20 protein-coding genes are annotated in these 24022 nt (G+C 67.0%); 8 read left to right on the forward strand and 12 right to left on the reverse strand.

The genetic code is table 11. From position 1 onward, the window contains the following. Positions 1 to 70 precede the first annotated feature (70 nt). The 4 genes from EIP85_RS04355 to EIP85_RS04370 form a co-directional block, all read right to left on the reverse strand. Entirely contained in the window at positions 71 to 1003 is a 933-nt protein-coding gene (locus EIP85_RS04355) for an NAD(P)-dependent oxidoreductase (RefSeq protein ID WP_479681299.1), read from the reverse strand. Beyond that, positions 1000 to 2556, reverse strand: coding sequence for a trimethylamine methyltransferase family protein (locus EIP85_RS04360; RefSeq protein WP_127900940.1), 1557 nt, complete (start codon positions 2554 to 2556; stop codon positions 1000 to 1002). Before EIP85_RS04360 ends, EIP85_RS04355 begins: the two co-directional genes overlap by 4 nt. Positions 2557 to 2629: 73 nt before the next feature. Next, complete coding sequence (locus EIP85_RS04365; RefSeq protein ID WP_127900941.1) at positions 2630 to 5068, reverse strand: GcvT family protein; 2439 nt, start codon at positions 5066 to 5068, stop codon at positions 2630 to 2632. A 68-nt stretch (positions 5069 to 5136) separates the two neighbouring features. Next, positions 5137 to 7575, reverse strand: coding sequence for a GcvT family protein (locus EIP85_RS04370; protein ID WP_127900942.1), 2439 nt, complete (start codon positions 7573 to 7575; stop codon positions 5137 to 5139). Between the two features lie 103 nt (positions 7576 to 7678). On the opposite strand from EIP85_RS04370, the gene EIP85_RS04375 reads away from it, so the two are divergent. After that, the gene (locus EIP85_RS04375; protein WP_127900943.1) at positions 7679 to 8536 is read left to right on the forward strand and encodes a LysR family transcriptional regulator; all 858 of its coding nucleotides are present in this window, start codon (positions 7679 to 7681) and stop codon (positions 8534 to 8536) included. A gap of 95 nt (positions 8537 to 8631) precedes the next feature. Here EIP85_RS04375 and EIP85_RS04380 read toward each other — a convergent pair whose 3' ends face one another. The 3 genes from EIP85_RS04380 to EIP85_RS04390 are packed head-to-tail and all read right to left on the reverse strand — an operon-like array spanning position 8632 to position 10872. Further along, on the reverse strand, positions 8632 to 9939 hold the full coding sequence (locus EIP85_RS04380) for an MATE family efflux transporter (RefSeq protein WP_127900944.1): 1308 nt from the start codon (positions 9937 to 9939) through the stop codon (positions 8632 to 8634). Between the two features lies 1 nt (position 9940). Further along, entirely contained in the window at positions 9941 to 10447 is a 507-nt protein-coding gene (locus EIP85_RS04385) for a PaaI family thioesterase (RefSeq protein ID WP_127900945.1), read from the reverse strand. Beyond that, a complete protein-coding gene (locus EIP85_RS04390; RefSeq protein ID WP_127900946.1) occupies positions 10444 to 10872 on the reverse strand; it encodes a PaaI family thioesterase in 429 nt (142 codons plus the stop codon). The genes EIP85_RS04385 and EIP85_RS04390 overlap by 4 nt, the downstream gene beginning before the upstream one ends. Before the next feature lie 117 nt (positions 10873 to 10989). Between EIP85_RS04390 and EIP85_RS04395 the strand changes: the two genes are divergently transcribed. Next, positions 10990 to 11364 carry a MerR family transcriptional regulator gene (locus EIP85_RS04395; protein WP_127900947.1) on the forward strand — a complete coding sequence of 125 codons (375 nt, stop codon included), beginning with the start codon at positions 10990 to 10992 and terminating at the stop codon, positions 11362 to 11364. A gap of 11 nt (positions 11365 to 11375) precedes the next feature. On the opposite strand, the gene EIP85_RS04400 is transcribed toward EIP85_RS04395, so the two are convergent. Further along, positions 11376 to 12164, reverse strand: a complete 789-nt coding sequence (locus EIP85_RS04400) for an inositol monophosphatase family protein (RefSeq protein WP_127900948.1) — start codon at positions 12162 to 12164, stop codon at positions 11376 to 11378. Between the two features lie 407 nt (positions 12165 to 12571). On the opposite strand from EIP85_RS04400, the gene EIP85_RS04405 reads away from it, so the two are divergent. Next, on the forward strand, positions 12572 to 13489 hold the full coding sequence (locus EIP85_RS04405) for a fatty acid desaturase family protein (protein ID WP_127900949.1): 918 nt from the start codon (positions 12572 to 12574) through the stop codon (positions 13487 to 13489). A gap of 44 nt (positions 13490 to 13533) precedes the next feature. Here EIP85_RS04405 and EIP85_RS04410 read toward each other — a convergent pair whose 3' ends face one another. Next, entirely contained in the window at positions 13534 to 14436 is a 903-nt protein-coding gene (locus EIP85_RS04410) for a LysR family transcriptional regulator (protein WP_127900950.1), read from the reverse strand. 88 nt (positions 14437 to 14524) lie between these two features. Between EIP85_RS04410 and metF the strand changes: the two genes are divergently transcribed. Next, positions 14525 to 15391 (forward strand): methylenetetrahydrofolate reductase [NAD(P)H], encoded by an 867-nt coding sequence (gene metF, locus EIP85_RS04415; RefSeq protein WP_127900951.1) that lies wholly within the window; start codon positions 14525 to 14527, stop codon positions 15389 to 15391. A 163-nt stretch (positions 15392 to 15554) separates the two neighbouring features. Here metF and EIP85_RS04420 read toward each other — a convergent pair whose 3' ends face one another. Then, entirely contained in the window at positions 15555 to 16658 is a 1104-nt protein-coding gene (locus EIP85_RS04420) for a DUF2235 domain-containing protein (protein ID WP_127900952.1), read from the reverse strand. 439 nt (positions 16659 to 17097) lie between these two features. Further along, positions 17098 to 18243, reverse strand: coding sequence for a type III PLP-dependent enzyme (locus EIP85_RS04425; protein WP_127900953.1), 1146 nt, complete (start codon positions 18241 to 18243; stop codon positions 17098 to 17100). Positions 18244 to 18458: 215 nt separating this feature from the next. Between EIP85_RS04425 and EIP85_RS04430 the strand changes: the two genes are divergently transcribed. Beyond that, the gene (locus tag EIP85_RS04430) at positions 18459 to 18890 is read left to right on the forward strand and encodes an Lrp/AsnC family transcriptional regulator (RefSeq protein ID WP_127900954.1); all 432 of its coding nucleotides are present in this window, start codon (positions 18459 to 18461) and stop codon (positions 18888 to 18890) included. Positions 18891 to 18895: 5 nt separating this feature from the next. Here EIP85_RS04430 and EIP85_RS04435 read toward each other — a convergent pair whose 3' ends face one another. Continuing rightward, positions 18896 to 19555: a winged helix-turn-helix transcriptional regulator gene (locus EIP85_RS04435; protein WP_127900955.1), complete on the reverse strand. Its 660-nt coding sequence runs from the start codon at positions 19553 to 19555 to the stop codon at positions 18896 to 18898. A gap of 92 nt (positions 19556 to 19647) precedes the next feature. Between EIP85_RS04435 and EIP85_RS04440 the strand changes: the two genes are divergently transcribed. The 3 genes from EIP85_RS04440 to EIP85_RS04450 all read left to right on the forward strand — a co-directional run bounded on the left by EIP85_RS04440 (position 19648) and on the right by EIP85_RS04450 (position 23951). Next, on the forward strand, positions 19648 to 20400 hold the full coding sequence (locus tag EIP85_RS04440; RefSeq protein ID WP_127900956.1) for a VOC family protein: 753 nt from the start codon (positions 19648 to 19650) through the stop codon (positions 20398 to 20400). A 17-nt stretch (positions 20401 to 20417) separates the two neighbouring features. After that, entirely contained in the window at positions 20418 to 20900 is a 483-nt protein-coding gene (locus EIP85_RS04445) for a VOC family protein (protein WP_127900957.1), read from the forward strand. Between the two features lie 99 nt (positions 20901 to 20999). Continuing rightward, a complete protein-coding gene (locus EIP85_RS04450) occupies positions 21000 to 23951 on the forward strand; it encodes a valine--tRNA ligase (protein WP_127900958.1) in 2952 nt (983 codons plus the stop codon). Positions 23952 to 24022: the final 71 nt, after the last annotated feature.

The raw sequence follows: 24022 nt of genomic DNA on the forward strand, positions 1-24022 counted from the left end.
CCGGGGATGTTCCACCGGGGAACGTGAGAGTCGCCTCCAACCCCAGGCCAAATATCTCCGCCGCAGGCGTCTATTCCAGACGCTCAGGAAACCCCTCGGCGCGGAGGTCGGTACCGAGCACGTCCTCCAGCAGCTTCACAATCTGGGTCGATTGCGCCGTGCCGCCATAGGCTGCCCGACCACGCAGGAAGGTCTGCTGGACCTGCGCTGCAAGGTCGAGCGGCACGCCGAACTCGCGCCCGAAGCCCATGGCGAAGCCGAGATCCTTCAGCGCCAGGTCCATACTGAAGCCCACATCATAGGAGCCATTGAGGATCAGCTGCCCTTCCGTCTCGTGCACGAAGCTGGTGCCGGAGGAGGCCGCGATTGCCTCCCAGGACTTCTTCAGATCCAGCCCGCCGCGCTTGGCCAGCATCAGGGCTTCGCCGTCGGCGACAAGGTGGATGAAGGCGAGCATGTTGGTAATCACCTTGATCACCGCTGCCGAACCGAGCGGCCCCATGTGGAAAATCCGCGTGCCGATCGCCTCCAGCGCCGGGCGGTGGCGGGTGAAAAGCGCCTCTGGCCCGCCGACAAGCACGGTGATCGCCCCCTTGGCGGCGAGGTGGACGCCGCCTGTCACGGGCGCTTCCAGCATCTCCACCCCCGATCCCTTGGCGAGACCGCCCAAGCGGACCACGTCGTCACGCCCGAGGGTGGAATTCTCGATCCAGGTCGCCCCCTCCTTCAGCGTGGTCAGCACCTCCGCCAGGACCGCCTCGCTCACCTGGGGCGAGGGCAGGCAGGTGAAGACATGGTCGACCTGCCCGGCAAGTTCGGCCGCCGAGCCCGCCACCGTGGCGCCCATGGCGCGGTGCCGCTCCGCAAGCGCCGGATCGCGGTCGTAGACCGTGAGCTCGTAGCCCGCGCGAATGAGGCTCGCCGCCAGATGCCCGCCAAGATGGCCAAGCCCGATGTACCCGTAGCGCATATGTACCTCCCTCTTCTTCTGCGCCCGCTTCACTTTTGAACGTGAATGCGGAAAGCGGCACGGATCGCCGCGTCGGTCGCAGGGTCTATGAGGTTGCCCGCCTTGGCAAGGATCGCATTTTTCCGCGCGATGGCCTTATCAAGGAGCTCCGGCTTACCGGCCTCGACCCATTCCTTTGGACTCATCCGGTTACCGACGGCCGGATAGATGTATTCCGTCTGCATCAGGCTCAGCGTCTGTTCGGAACCCAGGTAATGGCCGGGGCCACCAAGACATACCTGCTTCATCGCCTCGATCGAGACCTTGTCCTCGGTCACCTCGATGCCCCGCACGCAGCGCAAGACCTGGCCGAGGATGTCGTCGCCCAGAACGAGGCTCTCAAGGCAGAATCCGAGGAGCGAGGCATGCATGCCCACGGCCTCGTACGCCATGTTGAGGCCGGAGAGACCGGCCAGCACGTTGGTGATCCCCTGCTCCCATCCCGCCTGCATGTCCGGAAGCTTCGAATCGGAGATGCCGGAGGCCGCCCCCCCCGGCAAACCGTAGAAGTGGTGCATCTGGGCGCAGCCCGCCGTCAGCAGCGCCTGTTCCGCCGAACCGCCGGACATGGCGCCGGTGCGCAGATCCGAAACGAAGGGCCAGGTGCCAAAGATGCAGGTATGGCCCGGCGCCATGGCGTTGACGTAGACGAGACCTGCCAGGCATTCCGCCACCGCCTGCACCACGGCCAGCGCGATCGGCGCAGGCGCCGTCGCCCCGGCCTGACCGGCCGAGAGCAGCAACACCGGCATGCCACCGCGCACGCAATGCTCCATCGTGATGCAACTTTCCTCGGCGAATTTCATCGGCGGCACGACGAAGCAGTTGGAGTTCGAGACGAACGGCCGTTCGCGCCAGGCCTTCTCGCCGCCGGCAATCATGTGGAGCAGTTCGAAGCACCCCTTCACATGCGCCGGGTCGGAGAAGGAGGTACCGACGTGTTTCATCGTGCCGGCACAACAGGCGTAAAGCGTGTTCACGTCCATCTCGTAATTGTCGGCGATGTCGCGGCAGACCATGGCGCGCTGGAAGAAATGCACGTTGTCGAGGTTCTGCGTCAGCCGCGCCGCGGCGTAGAGATCGGCCGCCGTCGAGTCGCGGTATTCGTTCTTTTCGAGATCGACGATATGGACCGCCGCGCCCGCCGTGCCGAAATGTACCCGCGTGCCCTCGAGATGCAGGTCATGCTTCGGATCGCGGCCGTAAAGCGTGATGTTGCGCGCGGCCTTGGAAAGCATGTCCTCGACCAGCGCGCGGGGAAAGCGGATACGCCCGTCCTCGCCCTGGACCGCCCCCGCACCGGCAAGGATCTCCACCCCCGATTTGGGCGCATTCGCAAATCCGATCACCTCCAGCGCCTCGAGTGCCGCCTCGTGGATCCGGGCCATGCCCTCGTTGGTCAGGGGCTTGTACTGCCCGCCCTGCAATCCGGCACGAACCGGCCGCAACTCCTCCGCGAGCGGTGCAGCCCGAAGGCTCACCCGCGCCGCCCGTCCCCCTGCCCGCCGCGCCCGTTCGGGTGCGCATCCCGGTTCTACCGTTTCCATCCCACCACCCTCCATTTCCTGTCCGCACATTTCCGTCTGCGGTCCCGGGGGGCGCTTGCCCCCCAGGCGCCAATCACATCCGCACGCGCTCTGCCTTCGGGTCGTACATCGGCTTCAGGCTGGCACGCGCCGCCACCCGCCGTCCCGCGATCTCGATCTCGTAGCGCGAGGCCAGCACGTCCTCCGCGCTCTCTCCTCGGCAGGGCACATAGCCCAGCCCCACCGCGCCGCCGAGCGCATGGCCGTAGTTCGCCGAGGTCACGATGGAGACGATCTGGCCGTCCCGCACCACCGCCTCGTTGTGAAAGAGCATCGGCTCTGGATCCTCCAGCCGGAACTGCACCAGCCGGCGGGAGAGACCCTCCTCGCGCTTCCGCAGAACCGCGTCGCGGCCGATGAAGGTGCCCTTGTCCGGTTTCACCGCAAAGCCGAGACCGGCTTCCAGCACGTGGTCCTCGTCGGTAATGTCGTGGCCGAAATGGCGGAAGGCCTTCTCGATCCGGCAGGAATCGAGCGCGTGGAGGCCGCAGAGCTTCAGCTCCGGCGCGGCCTCGGCGAGCGCCTCGAAGACATGCGCCGCCTGGTCGGTGGAGACGTAGAGCTCCCATCCAAGCTCGCCGACATAGGTCACGCGATGGGCCCGGGCGAGTCCCATTCCGATCTCGATCTCCCGCGCCGTGCCGAAGGGATGGGCGGTGTTTGAAAGGTCGTCGGGGCTGACCCTGCCAAGTATCTCTCGCGCCTTCGGGCCCATGAGACAGAGGACGGCCTCCGACGCGGTCACGTCAGTGATGACGACGAACTCGTCGACCAGATTCCGGGTCAGCCAGGCGAGATCACGCCGCAGGGTCGCGCCGGGTACGACGAGGAGGAAACAGGTCTCGCTTAGCCGCGTGACGGTCAGATCGTTCTCGATCCCGCCGCGCGCATTCAGCATCTGGGTGTAGATGATGCGGCCGGACGCCACGTCGAGGTCGTTGGCGCAGAGCCGCTGCAGGAAAGACAGCGCATCGCGGCCCTCCACGCGTATCTTGCCGAAGGAGGTCATGTCGAAAAGCCCCGCGGCTTCTCGCACGGCCATGTGCTCCGCCTTCTGGTTCTCGAACCAGTTCTGGCGGCCCCAGTCGTAGCGGTATTCCCGCTCTTGCCCGGGCGCGGCGAACCAGTTGGCGCGTTCCCAGCCGGCCATCTCGCCGAAGACCGCACCGCGCTCGGCAAGCGCTGCGTGGAGCGGCGAGCGGCGGATGCCGCGGGCGGTGGCGGGCTGGCGATAGGGCCAGTGGTCGGCGTAAAGGAGGCCCAGCGTCTCGCTCACCCGCTCCTTAAGGTAGCGGCGGTTGCGCTGGAACGGCTGGGCGCGCCGGATGTCGACCTCCCACAGATCGAAGGGCGGTTCGCCATCCTCGAGCCATTGCGCCAGCGCCATCCCCGCGCCGCCGGAGGAAACGATGCCGATCGAATTGTAGCCCGCCGCCATCCAGTAGCCGGCAAGCTCCGGTGCCTCTCCCAGGTAGTAGCGGTCGTCCGGCGTGAAGCTCTCGGGACCGTTGAAAAAGGTATGGATGCCCGCGGTCTCGAACAGCGGCATGCGGTACATGGCAGCCTCGAGGATCGGTTGGAAATGGTCAAAATCCTCGGGCAGCGCGTCGAAGCAGAAGTCCTCCGGGATGCCCGCCATCCCCCAGGGCTTGGCCTTCGGCTCGAAGGCACCCAGCATCATCTTGCCGGCGTCGGACTTGTAATAGGCGCATTCGTCCGGCACCCGCAGGACCGGCAGATGGCCAAGGCCCTCGATCGGTTCGGTGACCAGGTAGAAATGCTCGCAGGCATGCAGCGGCAGCGCCACGCCCGAGCGCGCCGCGAGATCCCGCCCCCACATCCCGCCGCAGTTAATGACGATATCGGCCGCGATATGGCCCTTCTCGGTCCCCGCCTCCCAATCGACGCCGGTCACGCGGCGGCCGTCGTCGGTGACCGCCGCCACCTTCACACCCTCATGGATCGCCACACCCCGCATCCGCGCACCCTTGGCCAGCGCCATGGCGATATTGGCAGGGTCGCATTGCCCGTCGAGCGGCAAATGCACAGCGCCGACCACATCGCCCACCTCAAGGTGGGGATACATCGCCTTCACCTCGCCCGGCCCGATCTCGCGCACGTCGACGTCGAAGGCGCGCGCCAGCGTGGCCTGGCGCAGCAATTCCTCGTGCCTTCCCGCGTTCAGCGCGACAGAGATGGACCCGACCTGCCGCATGCCGGTGGCCACCCCGGTCTCTTCCTCCAGCCGGACGTAGAGATCGGCGGAATATTTCGCGAGCCGCGTCATGTTCTGGCTCGCGCGGAGCTGCCCGATCAGCCCGGCGGCATGCCAAGTCGTACCGCAGGTCAGCTGCCGACGCTCCAGAAGAACCACGTCCTTCCAGCCGAGCTTGCCCAGGTGGTAGGCCAGAGAGCAGCCGGAAACCCCGCCCCCGATGATGACCGCCCGCGCCTTCGAAGGGATATCGCTCATCCCCGATCCTTCTTCATCTTGATCCAAATGTCCCGGGGGGCGGGGCAGCGCCCCACTCGTGCCCCCGCCTACCCGCGCAACCGCTCGTTCCCTGCATCCCAGGCCGGCCCGTCGAGGACCACCGCAGCCCGCCGTTCGCCGAAGACCTCGACCTCCAACGCCGTCCCCGGCGCCGCGAGATCCGCCCGCACCATCCCGAGCGCGAGACCCTTGCCCACGCGGAAGCCCCAGCCGGCGGAAGTCGTCTCTCCGACCACCGCGTCGCCCAGCCAGAGCGTGGACATGTAAGGCGGGTCGGTCTCGCCGGCCGCAACCTCGAGGATGACGAAGCGTTTTGCAGACCCCGCCTGCTTCTCCGCCGCCAGCGCAGACTTGCCGCGGAATTCGGGTTTAGACCAGTCGATGAACCGATCCAGCCCGCCCTGCAGCACGGTGTAGTCGGTCGAAAGATCGCCCTTCCACGCCCGGTAGCCCTTTTCCAGCCGCAGGCTGTCGAGCGCGAACATCCCGAAGGGCCTCAGGCCGTGCCCGGCGCCCGCCGCCATGACCGCGTCGAAGACGGCCGGCGTGTCCGCGACCTTGCTGTGAATCTCCCAGCCGAGTTCACCAGCGAAGGAGACGCGCAGGAGCCTCACCGGCCGCCCCGCGATCACGGCCGCCTGCCATGTGAGCCAGGGCCGGCCGAGATCGGCCTCCGCCACCTCGCTTAGGATCGCGCGGGACCCGGGGCCGGTAAGGATCTGGCAGGACCAGTCATCGGTCTCGTCGACGAGACCCAGCCCGGGGGCGAGGTGCCGCTCCAGCCATTCGCGGTCGTGCGACTGGGCGGTTGCGGCGGTGATCAGCCAGAACTCGTCCGGCCCGAACCGGCAGATCGACATCTCTGTGACGATGCGGCCCTTCTCGTCGGCGAAATAACCCAGGCCAAGCCGGCCGACGGCGGGCAGACGCCCGGTGATCTGGGCCGAGAGCCAGTCCGCAGCGCCCGGCCCGGAGAGCCGGAAGCGCGAGAAACCGGGCAGGTCGAGAATTCCCGCCGCGTCGCGCACGGCGAGGCATTCGTCCTGCATCGCGCCGAACCACGGCCCCTCGCGCTTCCAGGTCTGCTGTGCGGCCTCGGAAGTATCGTCGCCCGGTCTTGCGTACCAGAGCGGCCGCTCCCAGCCGTTCATCGCCCCGTAGACCGCGCCAAGCGCCTTGGTGCGATCATGGATCGCCGAGAGCTTCTTTCCGCGCCCGGCGGGCCAGGAGTGATGCGGAAAGTGCATGGCGTATTCGTGGCCATAGACCTCCATCGCCTTGGCCTTGCAGTATTCGGCATCCTCGAAACCGGTGAAGCGGCGCGGATCGCAGGACCACATGTCCCATTCGGTCGCGCCCTCGGTCACCCATTCGGCCAGAACCTTGCCCGCGCCGCCGGCCTGGCAGATGCCGAAGGTGAAGACACAAGCTTCGAAGGCGTTCGGTACGCCCGGCATCGGGCCGATCAGCGGATTGCCGTCGGGCGTATAGGGGATCGGGCCGTTGATCACCTTGGACAGCCGCGCCTCGCCCAGGAGCGGCACCCTCTCCATCGCGTCGGTAATGTACCATTCGAGCCGGTCGAGATCGTCCGGAAAGAGCTGGAACGAGAAATCCTCCGGCATCGGATCTTCGGGCGTCGTCCAATGCGCCCGACAGCCGCGCTCGTAAGGGCCGAGGTTGAAGCCCATCTTCTCCTGCCGGAGGTAATAGGAGCTGTCGACGTCGCGCAGAAGCGGCAGCTTGTGGCCACTTTCCTTCGACCAGGCCTCGAGCTCGGGGATCGTATCGAAGAGCATGTATTGATGGCTCATCGTCGCCATGGGGACGTCGCGGCCGAACCATTTGCCAACCTCGCGGGCGTAGTAGCCAGCGGCGTTGATCACGATCTCGCAGCGGATCTCACCCTTAGGGGTTTCGATGACCCAGTCACCCCCCTCCCGGCGCACACCGGTGGCGGGGCAGAAGCGTTCGATCCGCGCGCCCATCGACCGCGCGCCCTTGGCCAGCGCCTGGGTCAGCTGCGCCGGGTCGATGTCGCCGTCATAGGGATCGTAGAGCGCGCCGGTCAGGTCGTGTGTTTCGAGGAACGGGTACTTCGCGCGGATTTCCTCCGGCCCCAGCACGTCGAGATCCATGCCCTGGTAGCGGCCCATGCCGGCAACGCGGCGGAACTCCATCAGCCGCTCCGGGCTGTGTCCGAGGCGGACGGAGCCCGTGACGTGGTAGTTCATCGGATAGTCGACCGCCTGCCCGAGGCCGCGGTAGAGCTCGGCCGAATAGCGCTGCATGTTCATGATCGACCAGCTTGCCGAGAAGGTCGGCACGTTACCGGCCGCGTGCCAGGTCGAGCCCGCCGTCAGTTCGTTCTTCTCCAGCAGCACTGCGTCGGTCCAGCCGGCCTTCGCCAGATGGTAGAGGGCTGAGGCGCCGACCGCGCCCCCCCCGATGATCACGACCCGCGCCTGGCTTGGAAATTCCGTCATTCTCTTCTCCCCTTCGGCGCCGACTATCCGGCGGGCTTCGGGCGCTTTCAATTCACCTCTGCCGGCGATATTGATCGGGAAATCCGATCAGGGTCAGGCAGACATGCAGATCGAGCTTCTGGACACGTTTCTCGACCTTCTCGAAACGCGCAGTTTCCATCGTACGGCGGAACGGCTGGGCGTCACGCAATCCACTGTCTCGGCGCGGATCCACAGCCTGGAGACGGCTCTGGGGCGGCGGCTTTTCATCCGTTCACGTTCGGGCACGAGCCTGACGACCGAGGGGCTGAAGTTCGAACCGCATGCCCGCAGCCTGCGCCGGGAATGGCGCGAGTCGCTGCGTGCGGTGCGCTTGACGGCGGCGAGCGCCCTGAGCCTTCGGATCGGGATGCCCCAGGACGTGGCGGCCCTGCATCTGGGCCGATGGGTGCCAGCGTTCAGGCAGGCGCTGCCGCAGACCTCGTTCTATATCGAGCTCGATTTCTCGGTGCAGATCTGCGCCGATATCGTCGCGGGCGTGCTGGACCTCGGGGTGATCTTCACGCCCCAGGCGCAGCCGGACCTGCATTTCGAAACGCTGGGTGAGCTGACCTACCGCCTCGTCTCGACCGAGACGGAGAGCCGCGAAGGGCTGACGCCCGAGACCCATATCCGTTCGGAATATTCGCCGGCGCTGGGGCGGCTCCATGACCTCGCGTTGCCCGGATTCGCCGATCCGCCGCTTGCGAGCGGGCAAAGCGCGGTCGTGGCGGAACTGCTGCTGGCGATGGGTGGCTCCGCCTTCCTGCTGGAGGAGACGGCGTCGCGCCTGATCGCGGAGGGGCGGGTGAAAGCGGTGCGCGACGTGGCGCCGATCGCCCAGCCGGTTTATGCTGCGATGCATGTGAAGAACCGGCCCGGGCATGTGCATCGGCGCCTGCTCGCCATCGTGCGGGAAAGGTTCTCGGGAGGATCGGCCTAGCGCGCCCTCCGGCCCGAAACAGCATTGCGCAGTGACGCTAGGCAACCGCCCATCCGCCCCCAAAGGACGGGCGGTTGTCCTTTGGCGCCAGAGGATCAAGCCGCCCGACGCTCGATCGCGGGGTACCAGGCGGCCATGGTCAGACCGCGGGCGGTGTTCAGGATCATGAGCGCGGCCCAGAGGCCGGTATTGCCCCAGAGGGGCAGCAGCGTGAAAAGCGAGACCGCATAGAGCGCGACAGAGACCGCCATCGCCTGCACCATCGCCCGGGTCATCGTCGCCCCGATGAAGATCCCGTCGAACATCCAGGATGCGACACCGACGATGGGCGCGGCCACGACCCAGGGCAGATAGTGCCGCGCGGTCTCCCGGACGCCGGGGTCGGTCGCCATCAGGTCGATCAGATGCGGGCCGAGGACGGCGAAGGCCAGCGCCAGCGCGACGGAGCCCGCTGCACCCCATTGCGAGGTCAGGATCGCCGCGCGCCTGAGCGTCAGCGGCGCCCGCGCACCCATGGCCTGACCGACCAGCGACTCGGCGGCGAAGGCGAAGCCGTCAAGCGCGTAGGCCGTGATCTCGATGAACTGCATCAGCACCTGGTTCGCCGCCAGCGTCCGGTCCCCGAAGCGCGCGCCGATGAAGGTGAAGGCGGTGAAAGCCCCTTGCAGCAGCATCGAGCGCACCATGATATCGGCGTTGACCGAGACCATCCGCCTCAAGCGCTCGCGATTGAAGATCCGCCCCCAGTCGTGCCATTGCGCCCCCCCGAAGGCCGCCCGGCAAAGCCAGAGGCCGAGCAGGACGCCCGTCCATTCCGAGATCAGCGTCGCCACCGCCACCCCCGGCACGCCCCAGCCGAGGCCAAGGACGAACCACAGGTCCAGCCCGATGTTCAGCGCGTTCATCCAGAGCTGGAGGATCAGCACCCCCCGCGTCCGCTCCATTGCGATCAGCCAGCCGGTGACGGCGTAGATCGAGATCGCGGCCGGTGCGCCCCAGATCCGGATCGAGAGGTATAGCCGCGAGAGACGCTCGACATCCGCGGAGGCCGGTGCAAGGCGGAAGGCGGCCCAGAATAGCGGCACCTGAAGCAGGATCGCTGCAGCGCCGGCGGCACCCCCGATGAGCAGCGCACGGGTGAGGATCGCGCCTGTCTCCGCTGCATCACCCGCCCCCCGGGCCTGGGCGACCATGCCAGATGTGCCCATGCGAAGGAAACCGAAGATCCAGTAGATCGAGGCCAGCACCACCGCGCCGACCCCCACCGCACCGATCGGCGCCGCCTGCCCCATCTGGCCCACGACCCCGGTATCGACCGCGCCCAGAAGCGGCACCGTGGCGTTCGACAGCACGATCGGCAGCGCGATCGCCAGCACGCGGCGGTGGGTCAGCTCGCGCGCCATCTCAGCCCTCTTCGCCTGGCATCAGGAAATGCCCGCTCGCCTGGGCGAAGGGGCGGGCGCGGTTGTCCTGCCAGGCCTCGACCCGGACGCTGGCATAACGGCGGCCGGAGCGGGTGATATGCGCCCGCGCATAGGCATCACGCGGCAGACCGGCGCGCAGATAGTCGACGGTCAGATCGATGGTCTTCGGCAAGAGCGGGATCCGGCCCGAGAGCGTGCCGGGGTCGAGACGCCCGGCCTCCATCTCCTCCCAGAGCTGGGCCCAGGCGAGTTCGACGATGGCGGTGATCTCGAGGAAGGCCGCGGTTGCCCCACCGTGCAGCGCCGGCAGCGCCGGATTGCCGATCAGCCGGTCGGAGAAGGGCAGGATGGCGGTCAGCTCATCCCCGCGCCGATCGAAGCCGACACCGAGAAAACCGATATAGGGCACTGCGGCGACCAGCGTGGAGAGCGCCGCATCGCGCCTCTGCTTGACGACCTGGACGGGTTCGGGCGGCGGCCGGCTCATTTCGCGCGCTCCACCGTAAAGGCGCCAGTGGCAGTGGCAACAGGGCGGGCGGCATCGTCATCTGTCGCCGTCGCGCGGATGAAGGCCACGGTGCGGGTCAAATGATGGCATTCCGCCCGCGCGCGGATGCGCTGGCCGGGCGTGGCCGGGCGCATGTAGTCGATCCTGAGGTCCAGCGTGGCAGTGGAGACGACCTTCGCGCCGGTCAGGTTCAGCACGGCCGCACCGGAGCATGTGTCCATCAGCGCGAAGACCGCGCCGCCGTGGATCACGCCCGTCGCCGGCTCGCCCACGAAGCGCGCGTCATAGGGCATGGAGAGTTCGGCCCAGCCCTCGCCAACGGCCTCCAGCCGCATGCCGAGTGCCATCGCGTGAGGCACCGCCTCCACAAATTGCCGCGCGATCCGCTGTCTCTGCTCTTCCATCCCGGCCCGCATCTCCCCGCCCTGCCGCAGTTATTCGCCCATCTTCCGGGCGCTGCAAGGCTTCCATCGGATTGCACGGGCCGGGACGAGCGACTAACCTCCGCGCGGGAGGCGACGATGAGCGACGGCTGGATCAGCTTCAAGGAGATGTGCGCGAAGTTCGAGGTCACTCCTCGGACCCTGCGCTATTACGAATACCTCGAACTGCTCGCACCCCGGAAGGAGGGCCGCGCGCGGTTCTACGGGCCGCGCGAGGTGGCGCGGCTGACGCTGATCCTGCGTGGGCGCCGGTTCGGCTTCAGCCTGGAGGAGATCCGCCAGTGGCTGGAGCTTTACTGCCAGAAGGGCACCAAGCCGCAAATGGAGGCCTGGGTGGAGCTGGCCGACCGCCAGCTTGACGTCCTGGCCGGCCAAAGGGCGGAGCTGGAAGCCACCATCGAGGAGCTGCGCCAGCTGCGCGACCAGACAGCCGAAGGCCTCGCCGCGGGTTAGAGCCCCCCGGATCACGCGTCGCGCAGGGTCTTCGCCAGCGGGCCGAACATCTCGGCGTTGGCGGCGATGATCGAGCCGCCCTCGATCACATCCACGCCCTCGCGGATCGGGCCCACCAGGCCACCCGCCTCGCGGACCAGAAGCACACCGGCGGCGACGTCCCAGGCGTTGAGGCCGCGTTCCCAGTACCCTTCGTATCGGCCCGCCGCGACGTAAGCGAGATCGAGCGCAGCCGCCCCCCAGCGCCGCACCCCGGCACAGGCCGGCATCAATCGCGCCAGATCCTGGATCGAGGCCGGAAGCCCGGTGCGCCCGCCGAAGGGAATGCCGGTGGCGAAGATGCTCTCGATCATCCGGGCACGGCCGGATACGCGCAGGCGGCTTTCGTTCATCCAGGCGCCGGCCCCCTTCTCGGCCCAGTAGAGTTCGTCCTTCGCAGCGTCGAAGACGACGGCGGAGACGATCTCGCCCTTATGCTCCAGCGCGATGGAGACCGCCCAGTGCGGCAGGCCGTGCAGGAAGTTCGTCGTCCCGTCGAGCGGGTCCACGATCCAGCGACGGGTCGGGTCCTTGCCTTCGGCGCCGCCGGATTCCTCGGCCAGCCAGCCATAGGAGGGGCGGCCCGTCATCAACTCCTCGCGGATGATCTTCTCCGCCGCGAGATCCGCGCGCGAGACGAAGTCGCCCGGCCCCTTGGCGGAGACCTGCAGGTTCTCGACCTCGCGGAAGTCCTTCACGAGGCTGCGGCCGGCCTTGCGGGCGGCCTTGATCATCAGGTTGAGGTTGGCGCTGCCTTGCATCGGGCACTCCTGAAACGGTCAGCGCGAGCCTATAGGCGGGATGGGCGTCAAAGGGAAGGGCAGCCTGCCTCAAAGGCGCCTCGGATCGCGGGGTCTTTCGCGGCAAAGAAGCCAGATTTGCTGCGCTGCGGCGTCATTAGAATGGTTAATACACGAAAAATCCCAAGACCGGCCAGTGTCGCCCACCCCTGGGCCATAGAGGCGTCAACTCCGCCACAGCGTGTCGCCTCTCCGCCCCCCCCAGCGTCCAGACCACGCATCCAGGCCTGCGCAAGCATCGAACCGCGAAATGGCGAGTAGGAGATCTAATATCGATATTAGCAATACTTACCAAATGCCTGCATTTTTCATTCGAGTCCCCGTAGGGCTGCAGGTATCGCCAAAGAGATCAACCTTGGGGGGTTATCATGACGGATCATCGTTTGCGCCGCGACCACATGCGGGATTTCAAGACGCTCGGGCGGCAGGGGCGCGCGGCTGCCATCGCCATCGTGGCGGGCTATGTGCTGCAGGTCTTCGCGGCGATCCTTGCCGGTAGCTGGCTGCTCGAACTGCCGGGCACCCCGCTGACGTTCGCCGGGGTGGCCGTGGTGGTGTTCTTCCTCGGCACCCGGCTGCGCGGCTTCAACAATATCGTGCATGAGTGCTCGCACGCGAGCTTCACCGAGGCGCGGGGCGACAACCGGCTCCTCGGCGCCTTCTGCGCCTCGATGACGCTGGGCTGCTTCGCCGATTACCGCGACGGCCACATGACGCATCATGCCCATCTGGGCGATCTCGACCGGGACGAGGACCTGCGCGCGATCCGGCGGCTGCACCTAGAGGATCCGCTGACCCCGGCAACGGTGCTGCGCCATGTGCTGACGCCTATCGTGGGGCTGAACCTGCCCTATTACCTCAAGATCAACCTCTCGTCGCGGGATGGGAGGGCGTTCCTGGTGCTGAAGTTCGCGATCCTCGCGGGCGGGGTGCTGTTTCTCGCCTTAAATCCGCTGGCGGCGCTGGTGCTCTTCTGGCTGCCGATCTTCTGGATGTTCCCGGCAATTAACTACTGGACCGACTGCATCGACCATGGCGGGCTGTTCGAAAACGGCTCGGAACTCGAAAGCTCGCGCAACATGGTCGTGCCGAAGGCGCTGCGCGCGATCCTCTTCCCACGCAACGACTGCTTCCACCTTGTCCATCACCTGTTCCCGCAGGTGCCCAGCCAGCACCTGGAGGCCTGCCACCGCAAGCTGATGGCGGATAGCGCCTACCGTCAGGTCAACACCGAGCCACGCCCGCATGTGGAGCCGGTTCGCGGCCTCCGCCACGGCCAGGCCTGACCCTGAAGGAAGGAGAAAGTTGCGCGGCGGGCAGCGCCCCGCCCTCACCTCTGCAGTTTCACCGGCTCGCTCCGCCCGAGCCGAAGCACATGCGCCATGTAGGGCTTGGTCGCATCCGCCTCGCGCACAGCCGCGTAAAGCCGCCGGGTCAGCCCCGTCTCGCTCAGCGGCAGGACGGCGTAATCCGGATTGTCCCTCAGATCGCGCGCCACCCAGTCCGGCAACACCGCCACACCGCGGTTGGAGCCGACAAGCATCAGGATCACCGCGGTCAGTTCCACTTGCCGCACGGCGCGCGGCTCCACCTTGGCCGGGGTCAGAAGCTCGGTGAAGGCGTCGAGCCTCGCGCGCTCCATCGGGTAGGTCAGCAGAAGCTGCTCGCGGAAATCCTCTGCCACGACGAAGGACTTCGCCGCCAGCGGGTTCTGGGCAGAGGCAACCAGCACCGGCGCATAGTCGAAGAGCGGATGGAAGGTGACGCCGGGCAGATCCTCCGGGTCGGAGGATATCACCAGATCCACCTCCTCCCGCACCAGCGCCGGGAGCGCCCCGAAGGCAAGGCCGGGGCGGATATCGACATCGACATCGGGCCAGGCGTGGCGGAACTTCTCCAACACCGGCAGGAGCCAGTCGAAACAGGCATGGCATTCGATGGCAATGTGAAGCCGGCCGGATTTGCCCTCGTGTAGCGCCCGGAACTCCTCGCCCAGGGCATCGACCTCCGGAAGGATCCGCTCGGCCACGCGCAACAGGCGCTGGCCTGCGGCGGAGAGCTTCAGCGGCTTAGAGCGGCGCACGAACAGTTCCACCCCCACCTGCTCTTCCAGCCCCTTGATCTGATGGGACAGCGCCGATTGCGTCATGTTCATCATGTCCGCCGCACGGGCCAACCCGCCCGCCGCATGGATCGCCCGAATGGAGCGGAAATGGCGGAGTTCCAGATGCATCTTGCTGTGCGCCTCATGTTGATCTTGAAGATTATGAATTTGTCTCACGCAAGTCACTCTGCCACAAGGGCTCAAACAGGAGTTTCAAATGCCCGCCCCATCCGTGTCCTTCGAATTCTTCCCGCCGCAATCGCTAGAAGCCTCGTTCCGGCTCTGGGACACGGTGAACATGCTTGCGCCGCTCCGGCCGGAGTTCGTCTCCGTCACCTACGGCGCAGGTGGGACCACCCGGAAACTGACGCATGAAGCGGTGACGACCATCGGCAAGACCACTGGCCTCAATGTCGCGGCGCACCTGACCTGCGTCGACGCCACCAGGGCCGAGACGATGACGATCGCCGAAAGCTATGCCGCCGCCGGGATCACCGATATCGTCGCCCTGCGCGGCGACGCGCCGGGCGGCACCGGTCGCTTCGCGCCCCATCCCGAGGGCTTTTCCGATACGGTGGAGCTGATCGGCGCGCTGGCGGAGACGGGCAAGTTCACCCTCCGCGTCGGCGCCTATCCCGAGCGGCACCCCGAGGCCGCAGACGCCAAGGCCGACATCGACTGGCTGAAGCGCAAGCTCGACGCCGGCGCCTCTGCCGCGATCACCCAGTTCTTCTTCGAGGCAGAGACCTTCCTGCGCTTCCGCGACGCCTGCGTGGCGGCGGGCATCACCGCGCCGATCCTGCCCGGCATCCTGCCGATCGAGAACTGGGACGGCGCGCGCCGCTTCGCCGCGCGCTGCGGCGCGACCGTGCCGGCCTGGCTGCAGGACGCCTTCGCCCATGCCAAGCGCGACGGACGCGAAGAGCTCTTGGCGACGGCGATCTGCACCGAGCTTTGCGACGCGCTGCTGACCGAGGGGGTGGAGCACCTGCACTTCTACACGCTCAACCGCGCCCAGCTGACGCGCGACGTGTGCCACGCGCTCGGCCTGCTGCCGGAGGTCGTGCTCGAAAAGGTTGCCTGATACGGATCTCCCTGCCCCGGGTCCGACCCTTCCGGTCGCCCGCGGGTAGCTCTTGGGCCGGTCCCGCTCTGGCGGCCCGGCCCATTCTTTATCCACAGCACCGCTACCCGGGGTGAGGGCAATCGCGCGGAGCGGCCACCCTACGCCTTCGCCGCCGCCTCCCTCATGGCGGGCTGAGCGGCAGCGCGCCATCCTCGGCGGTCCTGAACGTATGGAACCAGCGCCGCGTGGCCTGGGCCTGGTACCAGTCCGCCGCGCTGGGGTGGACGGCCTCCGACCGGTCGCGGCCGACGACCCGGGCGCGACGCTTCCAAAACAGCCGTCCGATGCCGTGCCAGGTGCCGACCGAGGGCGCATCGGGATCGCAGGGGAAACGCGCCCGCCAGCCGGGTGGCAGCATCAGCCCGCAATGCTCGGCCCGGTCGAGCATCCAGACCAGCGGGATATTGGCCAGCGGACGCGCCGGGGTGAAATCGCCGATCATGCCGCCGACATCGCCATGCGCGCCGCGGAACCAGACCTGTTCCACCCGCCCGCTGAAATCCTCCGGCGTCTGCCAGAGCACCGGCTCGAAAGCCACGCGGGTTTCATCCAGCGCCAGCGCCTGGAAGCCGCGGCGGATTGCCGGGCCAAGCTCGTAGTTGTGGAAATCGTATTTCGGCTGCGAGAAGCGCCGGACGACCGGGAAGGGCAGGCCAAGCGCCTTCACCGTATCCCAGACGCCGACCATTTCGATCTCCACTCGCGGATGGCAATAGAGCCGGCGGAACGCTTCCGCCGCCTCGCCCGAGGGAGTAAGCTGGTAGTGGCGATAGGCCAGCACGACATTGCGGACGGTGGCGTGTTCGGCGGTCAGCAGGCCGACACTGTCGATCACGCCGGCAAGGGAACGCACGGCGAAGGCGCCGCGCGAATAGCCGAGCAGGAAGATCCGGTCCCCCGGATGGTAACGCGAGGCGAGAAATCCATAGGCACGGCGGATCTGCCGGTTCAGGCCCCGGCCCTCCAGCACGTCCTTGGCCTGGCGCCAGCTGCTCCACTGGATCCCGGCCTCGTAATAGACAGAGAGACGGGAGGAAGGCGTGAGTTCGCAGAGAAGCCGGTAGGCGAGGCCGGCGTTGGTCTCCTCCCCCGGCGCAAGCGAGGACATCGTGCCGTCGAGGATCACGACATGGTCCACCGGCCCGCGCATCCGCGTGGCCTCAGGGCTGTGCGACTGGATGCGGGGCGGACTGGCCCAGGCCCTTATGCGCTCAATGATCCCCATGCGCCCGACCTCCCGCCCGGGCCTGACGATGCGCGCCGGGGTGGGCCGTCCCTGAGGGACCGGCCGCCACGGGCACCGGCACGGCGTAAATGGCGATCATGTGAACATCCTGTGCCTGCACCGGCGCGCAATCCATGAACGAAGCCGTGAAATCCGCCGGCCCGGCGGCTTTTCCCCGATTCGGATGGGCGCAACTGGCGGGCCTGCCATTTGCACACGGAACATCACTCGTCACATTTCCGGCTCCCCTGAGCGACAACGCGGCGCATCAGGGCCGATTCTTCGGCCCCTACCGCCGATGATAGCGCCCGGGATTTGTCAAAACATTGACCCAAACCGCCCTGATCTCGTGGTTTTTCGCCACGCTGTGGCCGGGACCAAAGAGAAGGGGCGGCCGCGTAGCCGCCCCTCACCTGTCATCGCCTCCCCGCGCTGCGGGTCAGCCGCGCAGCGCCAGAACGGTGGCGAGCGTCAGGTCACCAAAGCCGTTGAAGCGGGTATTGGTCGCCATCGAATAAGCGCCGAGGCCACGGAACAGCACATAGTCGCCTTCCTCCATATCCTCGGGGAACGTGATCTCGCCCGGCAGCCGGTCAACCGAGTCACAGGTCGGACCGAAGCAGATCCGCGACACACCCTCGCCGGTGCGCAGCGCGCCGGTCTCCGAGCGCACCTCGATACGGTCGATCACGCCGATCATCGGCAGCTCCGCCAGCGCGCCGTAGACGCCGTCGTTGAGGAACACATGCGCCCCGTCGCGGATCGCCTTCACCCGGGCGGCCAGAACGAAGGCCTCGGCACAGAGGCCGCGGCCCGGCTCGCAGACGAGCTGCGGGCGGTTCTCGCCAAAGGCGGCGGTGGCGGCGAGGTCGATCATCGCGAAGGTCGATTCGATCCGCGGCATCACGTCGTTCAGGCGATGCGACGGGAAGCCGCCGCCGACGTTCAGCCGAGCGATGGTGACGCCGGCGTCGCGGGCGATCTCCGCAGCGGTGAGAATATAGGTCTCCCATGCTGCAGGGTCGGTGCATTGCGTGCCCGGGTGGAAGGTGAGCGATGGGATGAAACCATGGCCCGCCGCCTCGCGCAGGAGTTCGACGGCCAGCTCCACCGTGGCACCGAACTTAGCGCCGAAGTTGTAGGCCGCGCCCTGCACCGGCAGCTTGAAGCGGACAGATATCTCGGTGCCCTCGGCCGGCACCAGCTCCGCCAGCTTGGCGAGCTCGCTGTGGCTGTCAACGGAATAGCTCTTCACGCCCAGTTCGACGGCTACCGCGATCTCTGCGCGCGAGCGCACCGGGTTGTTGTAATGAAGCGCCGCATCGGGGACGAGTTGGCGGATCAGACGGATCTCCTCGGGCGAGGCGACATCGAAGCCGCGGATGCCGGCGGCGGCGAGGTTCTCGACCACTATACGGTCGGGGTTCGACTTCACCGCATAGGTGACAAACCCCGGGAAACCATCAAGGAATCGCCGCGCGGTGGCCTGAAGCACCGCCGGCGAGAAGAACATCACCGGTGCATCCGGCATACTGCGCGCAAGGAATTCGGACGGGTTGGTCCAGATCGTTTTCGAGAGCCCCATCGGCCTGCCCCTTCTCTGCCTCGAAAGTGCATGCGACCCTGCCCTGGCGATACCAGTTCGGAGCCGCTTTCGCGTTCAACCAAACCAGGCCAGGTGCGTATGAGCCGCCCTTTTCCTGAAAACGAGTGTGCTGCATATGGCCGACAAGTTCACCGATGAAAAGGGTTGATTTGTCCGAAATTGCGGGCAAATTGACGAAAAGGATTGGCAGAACGATGGACGACCTCGACGAGAAACTTCTGGCGGCCCTGGCGTCGGATTCGAGCACCTCTACCTCGCGCCTGGCGCGGCGTTTCAAGGTGGCGCGCTCCACCGTACAGGCCCGGATCGAGCGGCTGGAACGCTCGGGCGTGATTGCCGGCTACACCGTGAAGCTCGGCTCGGCAGTGCTGTCGCGGCGGATCCGGGCGACGGTGCTCTTGCAGATCGAACCACGCAGCGCGCCAACGGTCCTGCAACGACTGAAGAGCACAACCGAGGTCGAGATCGCCCATACCACCACCGGGCGGTTCGACCTGATTCTGCAGCTCGCTGCGGAAACGACCCAGGCGTTGGACGAGGTGCTGGACCAGATCGGCGCAATTCCCGGCGTGCGCTCCTCCGAAAGCCTGATCCACCTCTCGACCCGGATCGACCGGGCGGTCTGAGCCCCTCAGCGCCGCAGGCTGAAGCGATCGAGAAAGGCCTGGCCGAGCACCGGGTCGCCCTCGAACCGCACCAGCCCGGCGACGACGGATGCCTCCAGCGACGAGGGGCCATAGACCACGGCGGCCATGGCGTTGGAGGCGCCCTCGAAACGCAAATCGCCAGTCAGAGCGTCGGCCCGGGCAACGGAATAGGAGCCCTGCCCCATGCGGGCAAGGAACGTCTCGCCCGCCATCCCGAAGCCCGCCGTCAGCTCCGGCCCGCCCCTTGGCGCCACCATCGCGCGCATGGAAAGCATCAGCGCGGTGGGCGAGATGAAAAGCCGCGGGTCGTGCCCCGGCATGGTCGCGGCCCAGCGGCAGAAGGAGCGCAGCACCGGCCAGAGCGCCTCCCCAGCCTCCGTCAGGGCATAGACCTGGACCGAGGCCGGTGGCGGCAGCTTACCGCGCGTCAGCACACCCGCCTCCTCCAGCTCCGCCAGACGCCGGGTGAGGATATTGGCAGAAAGCCCCGGCAGCCCGGCACGCAGCCCGGCGAAGCGCTTCGGGCCAAGCAGCAACTCGCGCACCACCAGAAGGGCCCAGCGGTCGCCGATGAGGTCGAGCGCATGGGAGACGAGACAGCCCTCGTCATAGCTCCTGCGCGGTGTCTCGCTCGCTCTACTCATGTTTCGCAACATAATGGTTGTTTAATGTAACTATCAAGGGCAGCCTTGGGGGGTGCGGGAATCGCCCGCCCATCCGAGGAAAGGAGCCACAGATGACCGGAACACAGCTTGGCGCGCCCTGCTGGTACGAGCTCAACACGCCCGATCTGGATGCGGCGGAGGCCTTCTACGGCAGGATCATCGGCTGGAGCGTCGGCAGCGCCGGGATGGACGGGTTCGACTATCGCCTCGGCCAGATCGACGGCTCAATGGTGGCGGGGCTGATGTCTCTGCCCGACATACCGCCCTGCTGGACACTTTATTTCGCCACGCCCGATTGCGATGCGACAGCGCAGGCCGCAAAGATGGCGGGGGGCAAGATCTTCAAGGCGCCGGAGGATATTCCCGGTGTCGGCCGCTTCGCCGTGCTTGCCGATCCGCAGGGCGCGGTCTTCGCGCTGCTGCAGCCCACACCCGGCAGCGAGGGCAGCGCCTTCAACCAGGCGAAGACGGGCCACGGCAACTGGCACGAGCTCTACACCCCGGATCCAGAAGGGGCGCTGGCCTTCTACGGCAAGCTCTTCGGCTGGACCGAGAGCCGGCGGATGGATATGGGGCCGATGGGCTTCTACCACATCCTCCACCACGATGGCGCCGACATCGGCGGTGTGTTCAATCCCGGCGAAGGCGTGCCGCCGCATTGGCTGCCGTATTTCGGCGTTCCGGGGGCAGAGGCCGCGGCAGCCGCCATCCCGGCAGCGGGCGGCAGCGTTACCCGCGGGATGATGGAGGTGCCGGGCGGCGCCTATGTCGTCCAGGGAACCGATCCGCAGGGGGCGCATTTCGCCGTCGTCGGCCCGAAGTGAGAGAGGGAGACAGACAGATGCCCAACGACCTCGTCACCTGCCTCTGGTTCGACGGCACGGCGCGGGAGGCGGCCGAATTCTACGCCGACACCTTCCCCGACAGCCACGTCGGCCAGGGCTTCGCGTCCCCCGCCGACAATCCTGGCACGCGGGAGGGCGAGGAGATCACGGTCAACTTCACAATCCTCGGCCGTCCCTTCCTCGGCCTGAACGGCGGGCCGAATTTCAAGTTCAACGAGGCGGTCTCGTTCCAGGTTCTCACCGATACGCAGGAGGAGACGGACCGCTACTGGGCCGCGATCACCGGCAATGGCGGCAAGGAAAGCGCCTGCGGCTGGTGCAGCGACCGGTTCGGGTTGCACTGGCAGATCACCCCCCGGGTGCTGATGGAGGCGATCGGCAATCCCGACCGCGCCGCCGCCAAGCGCGCGATGGAGGCTATGATGACGATGGGCAAGATCGACATCGCGGCGATCGAGGCGGCGATCGCGGGCAGCTAGCACGACCGCTTTCCTACCCACGGAGCACCGCAATCCGTCAGTCCCCTTGGCCTTTCGCCCGTCCAAGGCTATCAGGGCGCGAGAACCGAGGAACTGACGATGCCGATGGAAAAGACCTTCGACGCCGCCGAGGCGGAAGCCCGCCTCTATGCCGCCTGGGATCAGGCCGGCGCCTTCGCAGCAGGCGCCAATGCCAAGCCGGGCGCCGAGCCCTTCTGCATCATGATCCCGCCTCCGAATGTGACCGGCTCGCTCCACATGGGCCACGCGTTCAACAACACGCTGCAGGACATCCTGACCCGCTGGCACCGGATGCGCGGGCATGACGTGCTCTGGCAGCCCGGGCAGGACCATGCCGGCATCGCCACCCAGATGGTCGTCGAGCGCGAGCTGGCGCGCAGCCAGCAACCGTCGCGCCGCGAGATGGGCCGCGAGGCTTTCCTCGAGAAGGTCTGGGAGTGGAAGGCACAGTCCGGCGGCCGCATCGTCGAGCAGCTCAAGCGCCTCGGCGCCTCCTGCGACTGGTCGCGCAACGCTTTCACCATGTCCGGCGCGCCCGGCGCACCGGCGACCGACAAGGGCAACTTCCACGACGCGGTCATCAAGGTCTTCGTCGAGCTCTACAACAAGGGCCTGATCTACCGCGGCAAGCGGCTGGTGAACTGGGATCCGCATTTCGAAACCGCGATATCGGATCTCGAGGTCGAACAGGTCGAGCTGAACGGCAACCTTTGGCGCCTGCGCTACCCGCTGGCCGACGGGGCGACCTACGAACATCCCGTGGCCTTCGACGAAGATGGCCGCGCGACGGAATGGGAAACGCGCGACTACCTCGTCGTCGCCACCACCCGGCCGGAGACGATGCTGGGCGACACCGGTGTTGCCGTCCATCCCGACGACATTCGCTACGAGCACCTGATCGGCAAGCATGTCGTTCTGCCGATCACCGGCCGCCGCGTGCCGATCGTGGGCGATGCCTATGCCGACCCCGACAAGGGCACCGGCTGCGTCAAGATCACCCCCGCGCATGATTTCAACGACTGGGGCGTGGGCCAGCGCACGGGCCTGCGGGTCATCAACATCATGGACACCCGCGCCGCCATCGCGCTGCAGGGCAACGCCGATTTCGCCGAAGGTTGTCCGGAAGACCAGATCGCCGCCGCCATCGAGATGTTCGACGGCCGCGACCGCTACGAGGCGCGCGAGGCGCTTGTCACGCTGGCCGGCGACGAGGGCTGGCTCGACGGCATCGACGCCGAGCGCCACATGGTCCCCCATGGCGACCGTTCCAAGGTCGCGATCGAACCCTTCCTGACCGACCAGTGGTTCGTCGACACCGCCAAGATCGTGGAACCGGCGCTCGACGCCGTCCGCCGCGGCATGGCAGCGCAGGAGGCGGGCCAGTTCGACGAGACCGCCGGCTACACCCGCATCCTGCCGGAGCGCGACGCCAAGACCTATTACCACTGGCTGGAGAACATCGAGCCCTGGTGCATTTCCCGCCAGCTCTGGTGGGGGCACCAGATCCCGGTCTGGTACGGGCCCGGCGTCGAAAAGGACGGCACGGCCGACTATTCGGCCGAGAACCAGAAGGTCTTCTGCGGGGCCAGCTTCGAAGAAGTCGCCGCACAGGCGCGCAAGTTCTACGGCGTCGGGACCGTCCACGAGAAGGCCGATTTCTCTGCCGCGCTCGAGGACCAGCTCGAAAGCTTCAGCAATTCGGAGTCCTCGGTCTCGCTCTGGCGCGAGCCGGACGTCCTTGACACCTGGTTCTCCTCCGGCCTCTGGCCGATCGGTACGCTGGGCTGGCCGGAAGAGACGCCGGAGCTGCAGAAATACTTCCCGACCTCGGTCCTCGTCACCGGCTTCGACATCATCTTCTTCTGGGTCGCCCGGATGATGATGATGCAGCTCGCCGTGGTCGATCAGATCCCCTTCCACACCGTCTATGTCCATGCCCTCGTCCGCGACGAGAAGGGCAAGAAGATGTCGAAGTCGCTGGGCAACGTCCTCGATCCGCTGGAGCTGATCGATGAATACGGCGCCGACGCCGTCCGGTTCACGCTGACCGCTATGGCCGCCATGGGGCGCGACCTGAAGCTGTCCACCCAGCGGGTCGCCGGCTACCGGAACTTCACCACGAAGCTCTGGAACGCCTGCCGCTTCGCCGAGATGAACGGCGTCTGGGAAGGCCACGCCACGCGCACCGCCCCGCCTGAACCGAAAGCCACCGTCAACCGCTGGATCCTGGGCGAGACCGCGCGGGTCCGCGAGGCCGTGGACGAGGCGCTCAACGGCTTCCGCTTCGACGCGGCGGCCAACGCGCTTTATGCCTTCACCAGGGGCAAGGTCTGCGACTGGTACGTGGAATTCGCCAAACCGCTTTTCGACGATCCGGAGACGGCGGGCGAGACGCGCGAGACGATGGCCTGGGTTCTCGACCAGTGCATGATCCTGCTGCATCCGATCATGCCCTTCATCACCGAGGAGCTCTGGGCCACCACCGGCACCCGCGCGAAGCCGCTGGTTCACGCCGAATGGCCCACCTACGGCTCCGAGATGATCGACGCCGCCGCGGACCGTGAGATGAACTGGGTCGTGGGGCTGATCGAGGAGATCCGGTCCGCTCGGGCCCAGGTGCATGTGCCGGTCGGCCTCAAGCTCGACATGGTCCAGCTGTCGCTCGACGAGGCCGGCCGCGGCGCGCTCGGCCGGAACGAGGCGCTGCTCAAGCGCCTCGCCCGGATCGAGGGCATCTCGGAAGCCGCCGAGGCGCCCAAGGGGGCGCTGACCATCGCGGTCGAGGGCGGCGCCTTCGCGATCCCGCTTGCCGGCATCATCGACATCGCCGAAGAGCGCGCGCGTCTCGCCAAGACGCTGGAGAAGCTTCAGAAGGATCTCGGCGGGCTGCGCGGGCGGCTGGGCAACCCGAAGTTCGTCGAGAGCGCCCCGGAAGACGTGGTGGACGAGACCCGCGCCAAGCTCGAACAGGGCGAAGACGAGGCGGAGAAGCTCTCCGCCGCACTGAAGCGGCTGGCCGAGCTCGGCTGAGCGCGGCCGCGTGCACCCACGCGGTGTTTTCGGGCAGAGGGCGGGCTATCGTCTTTCTTCTGCTCGAAAAT

Source organism: Solirhodobacter olei (assembly GCF_004010155.1).
Lineage (GTDB): Bacteria > Pseudomonadota > Alphaproteobacteria > Rhodobacterales > Rhodobacteraceae > Solirhodobacter > Solirhodobacter olei.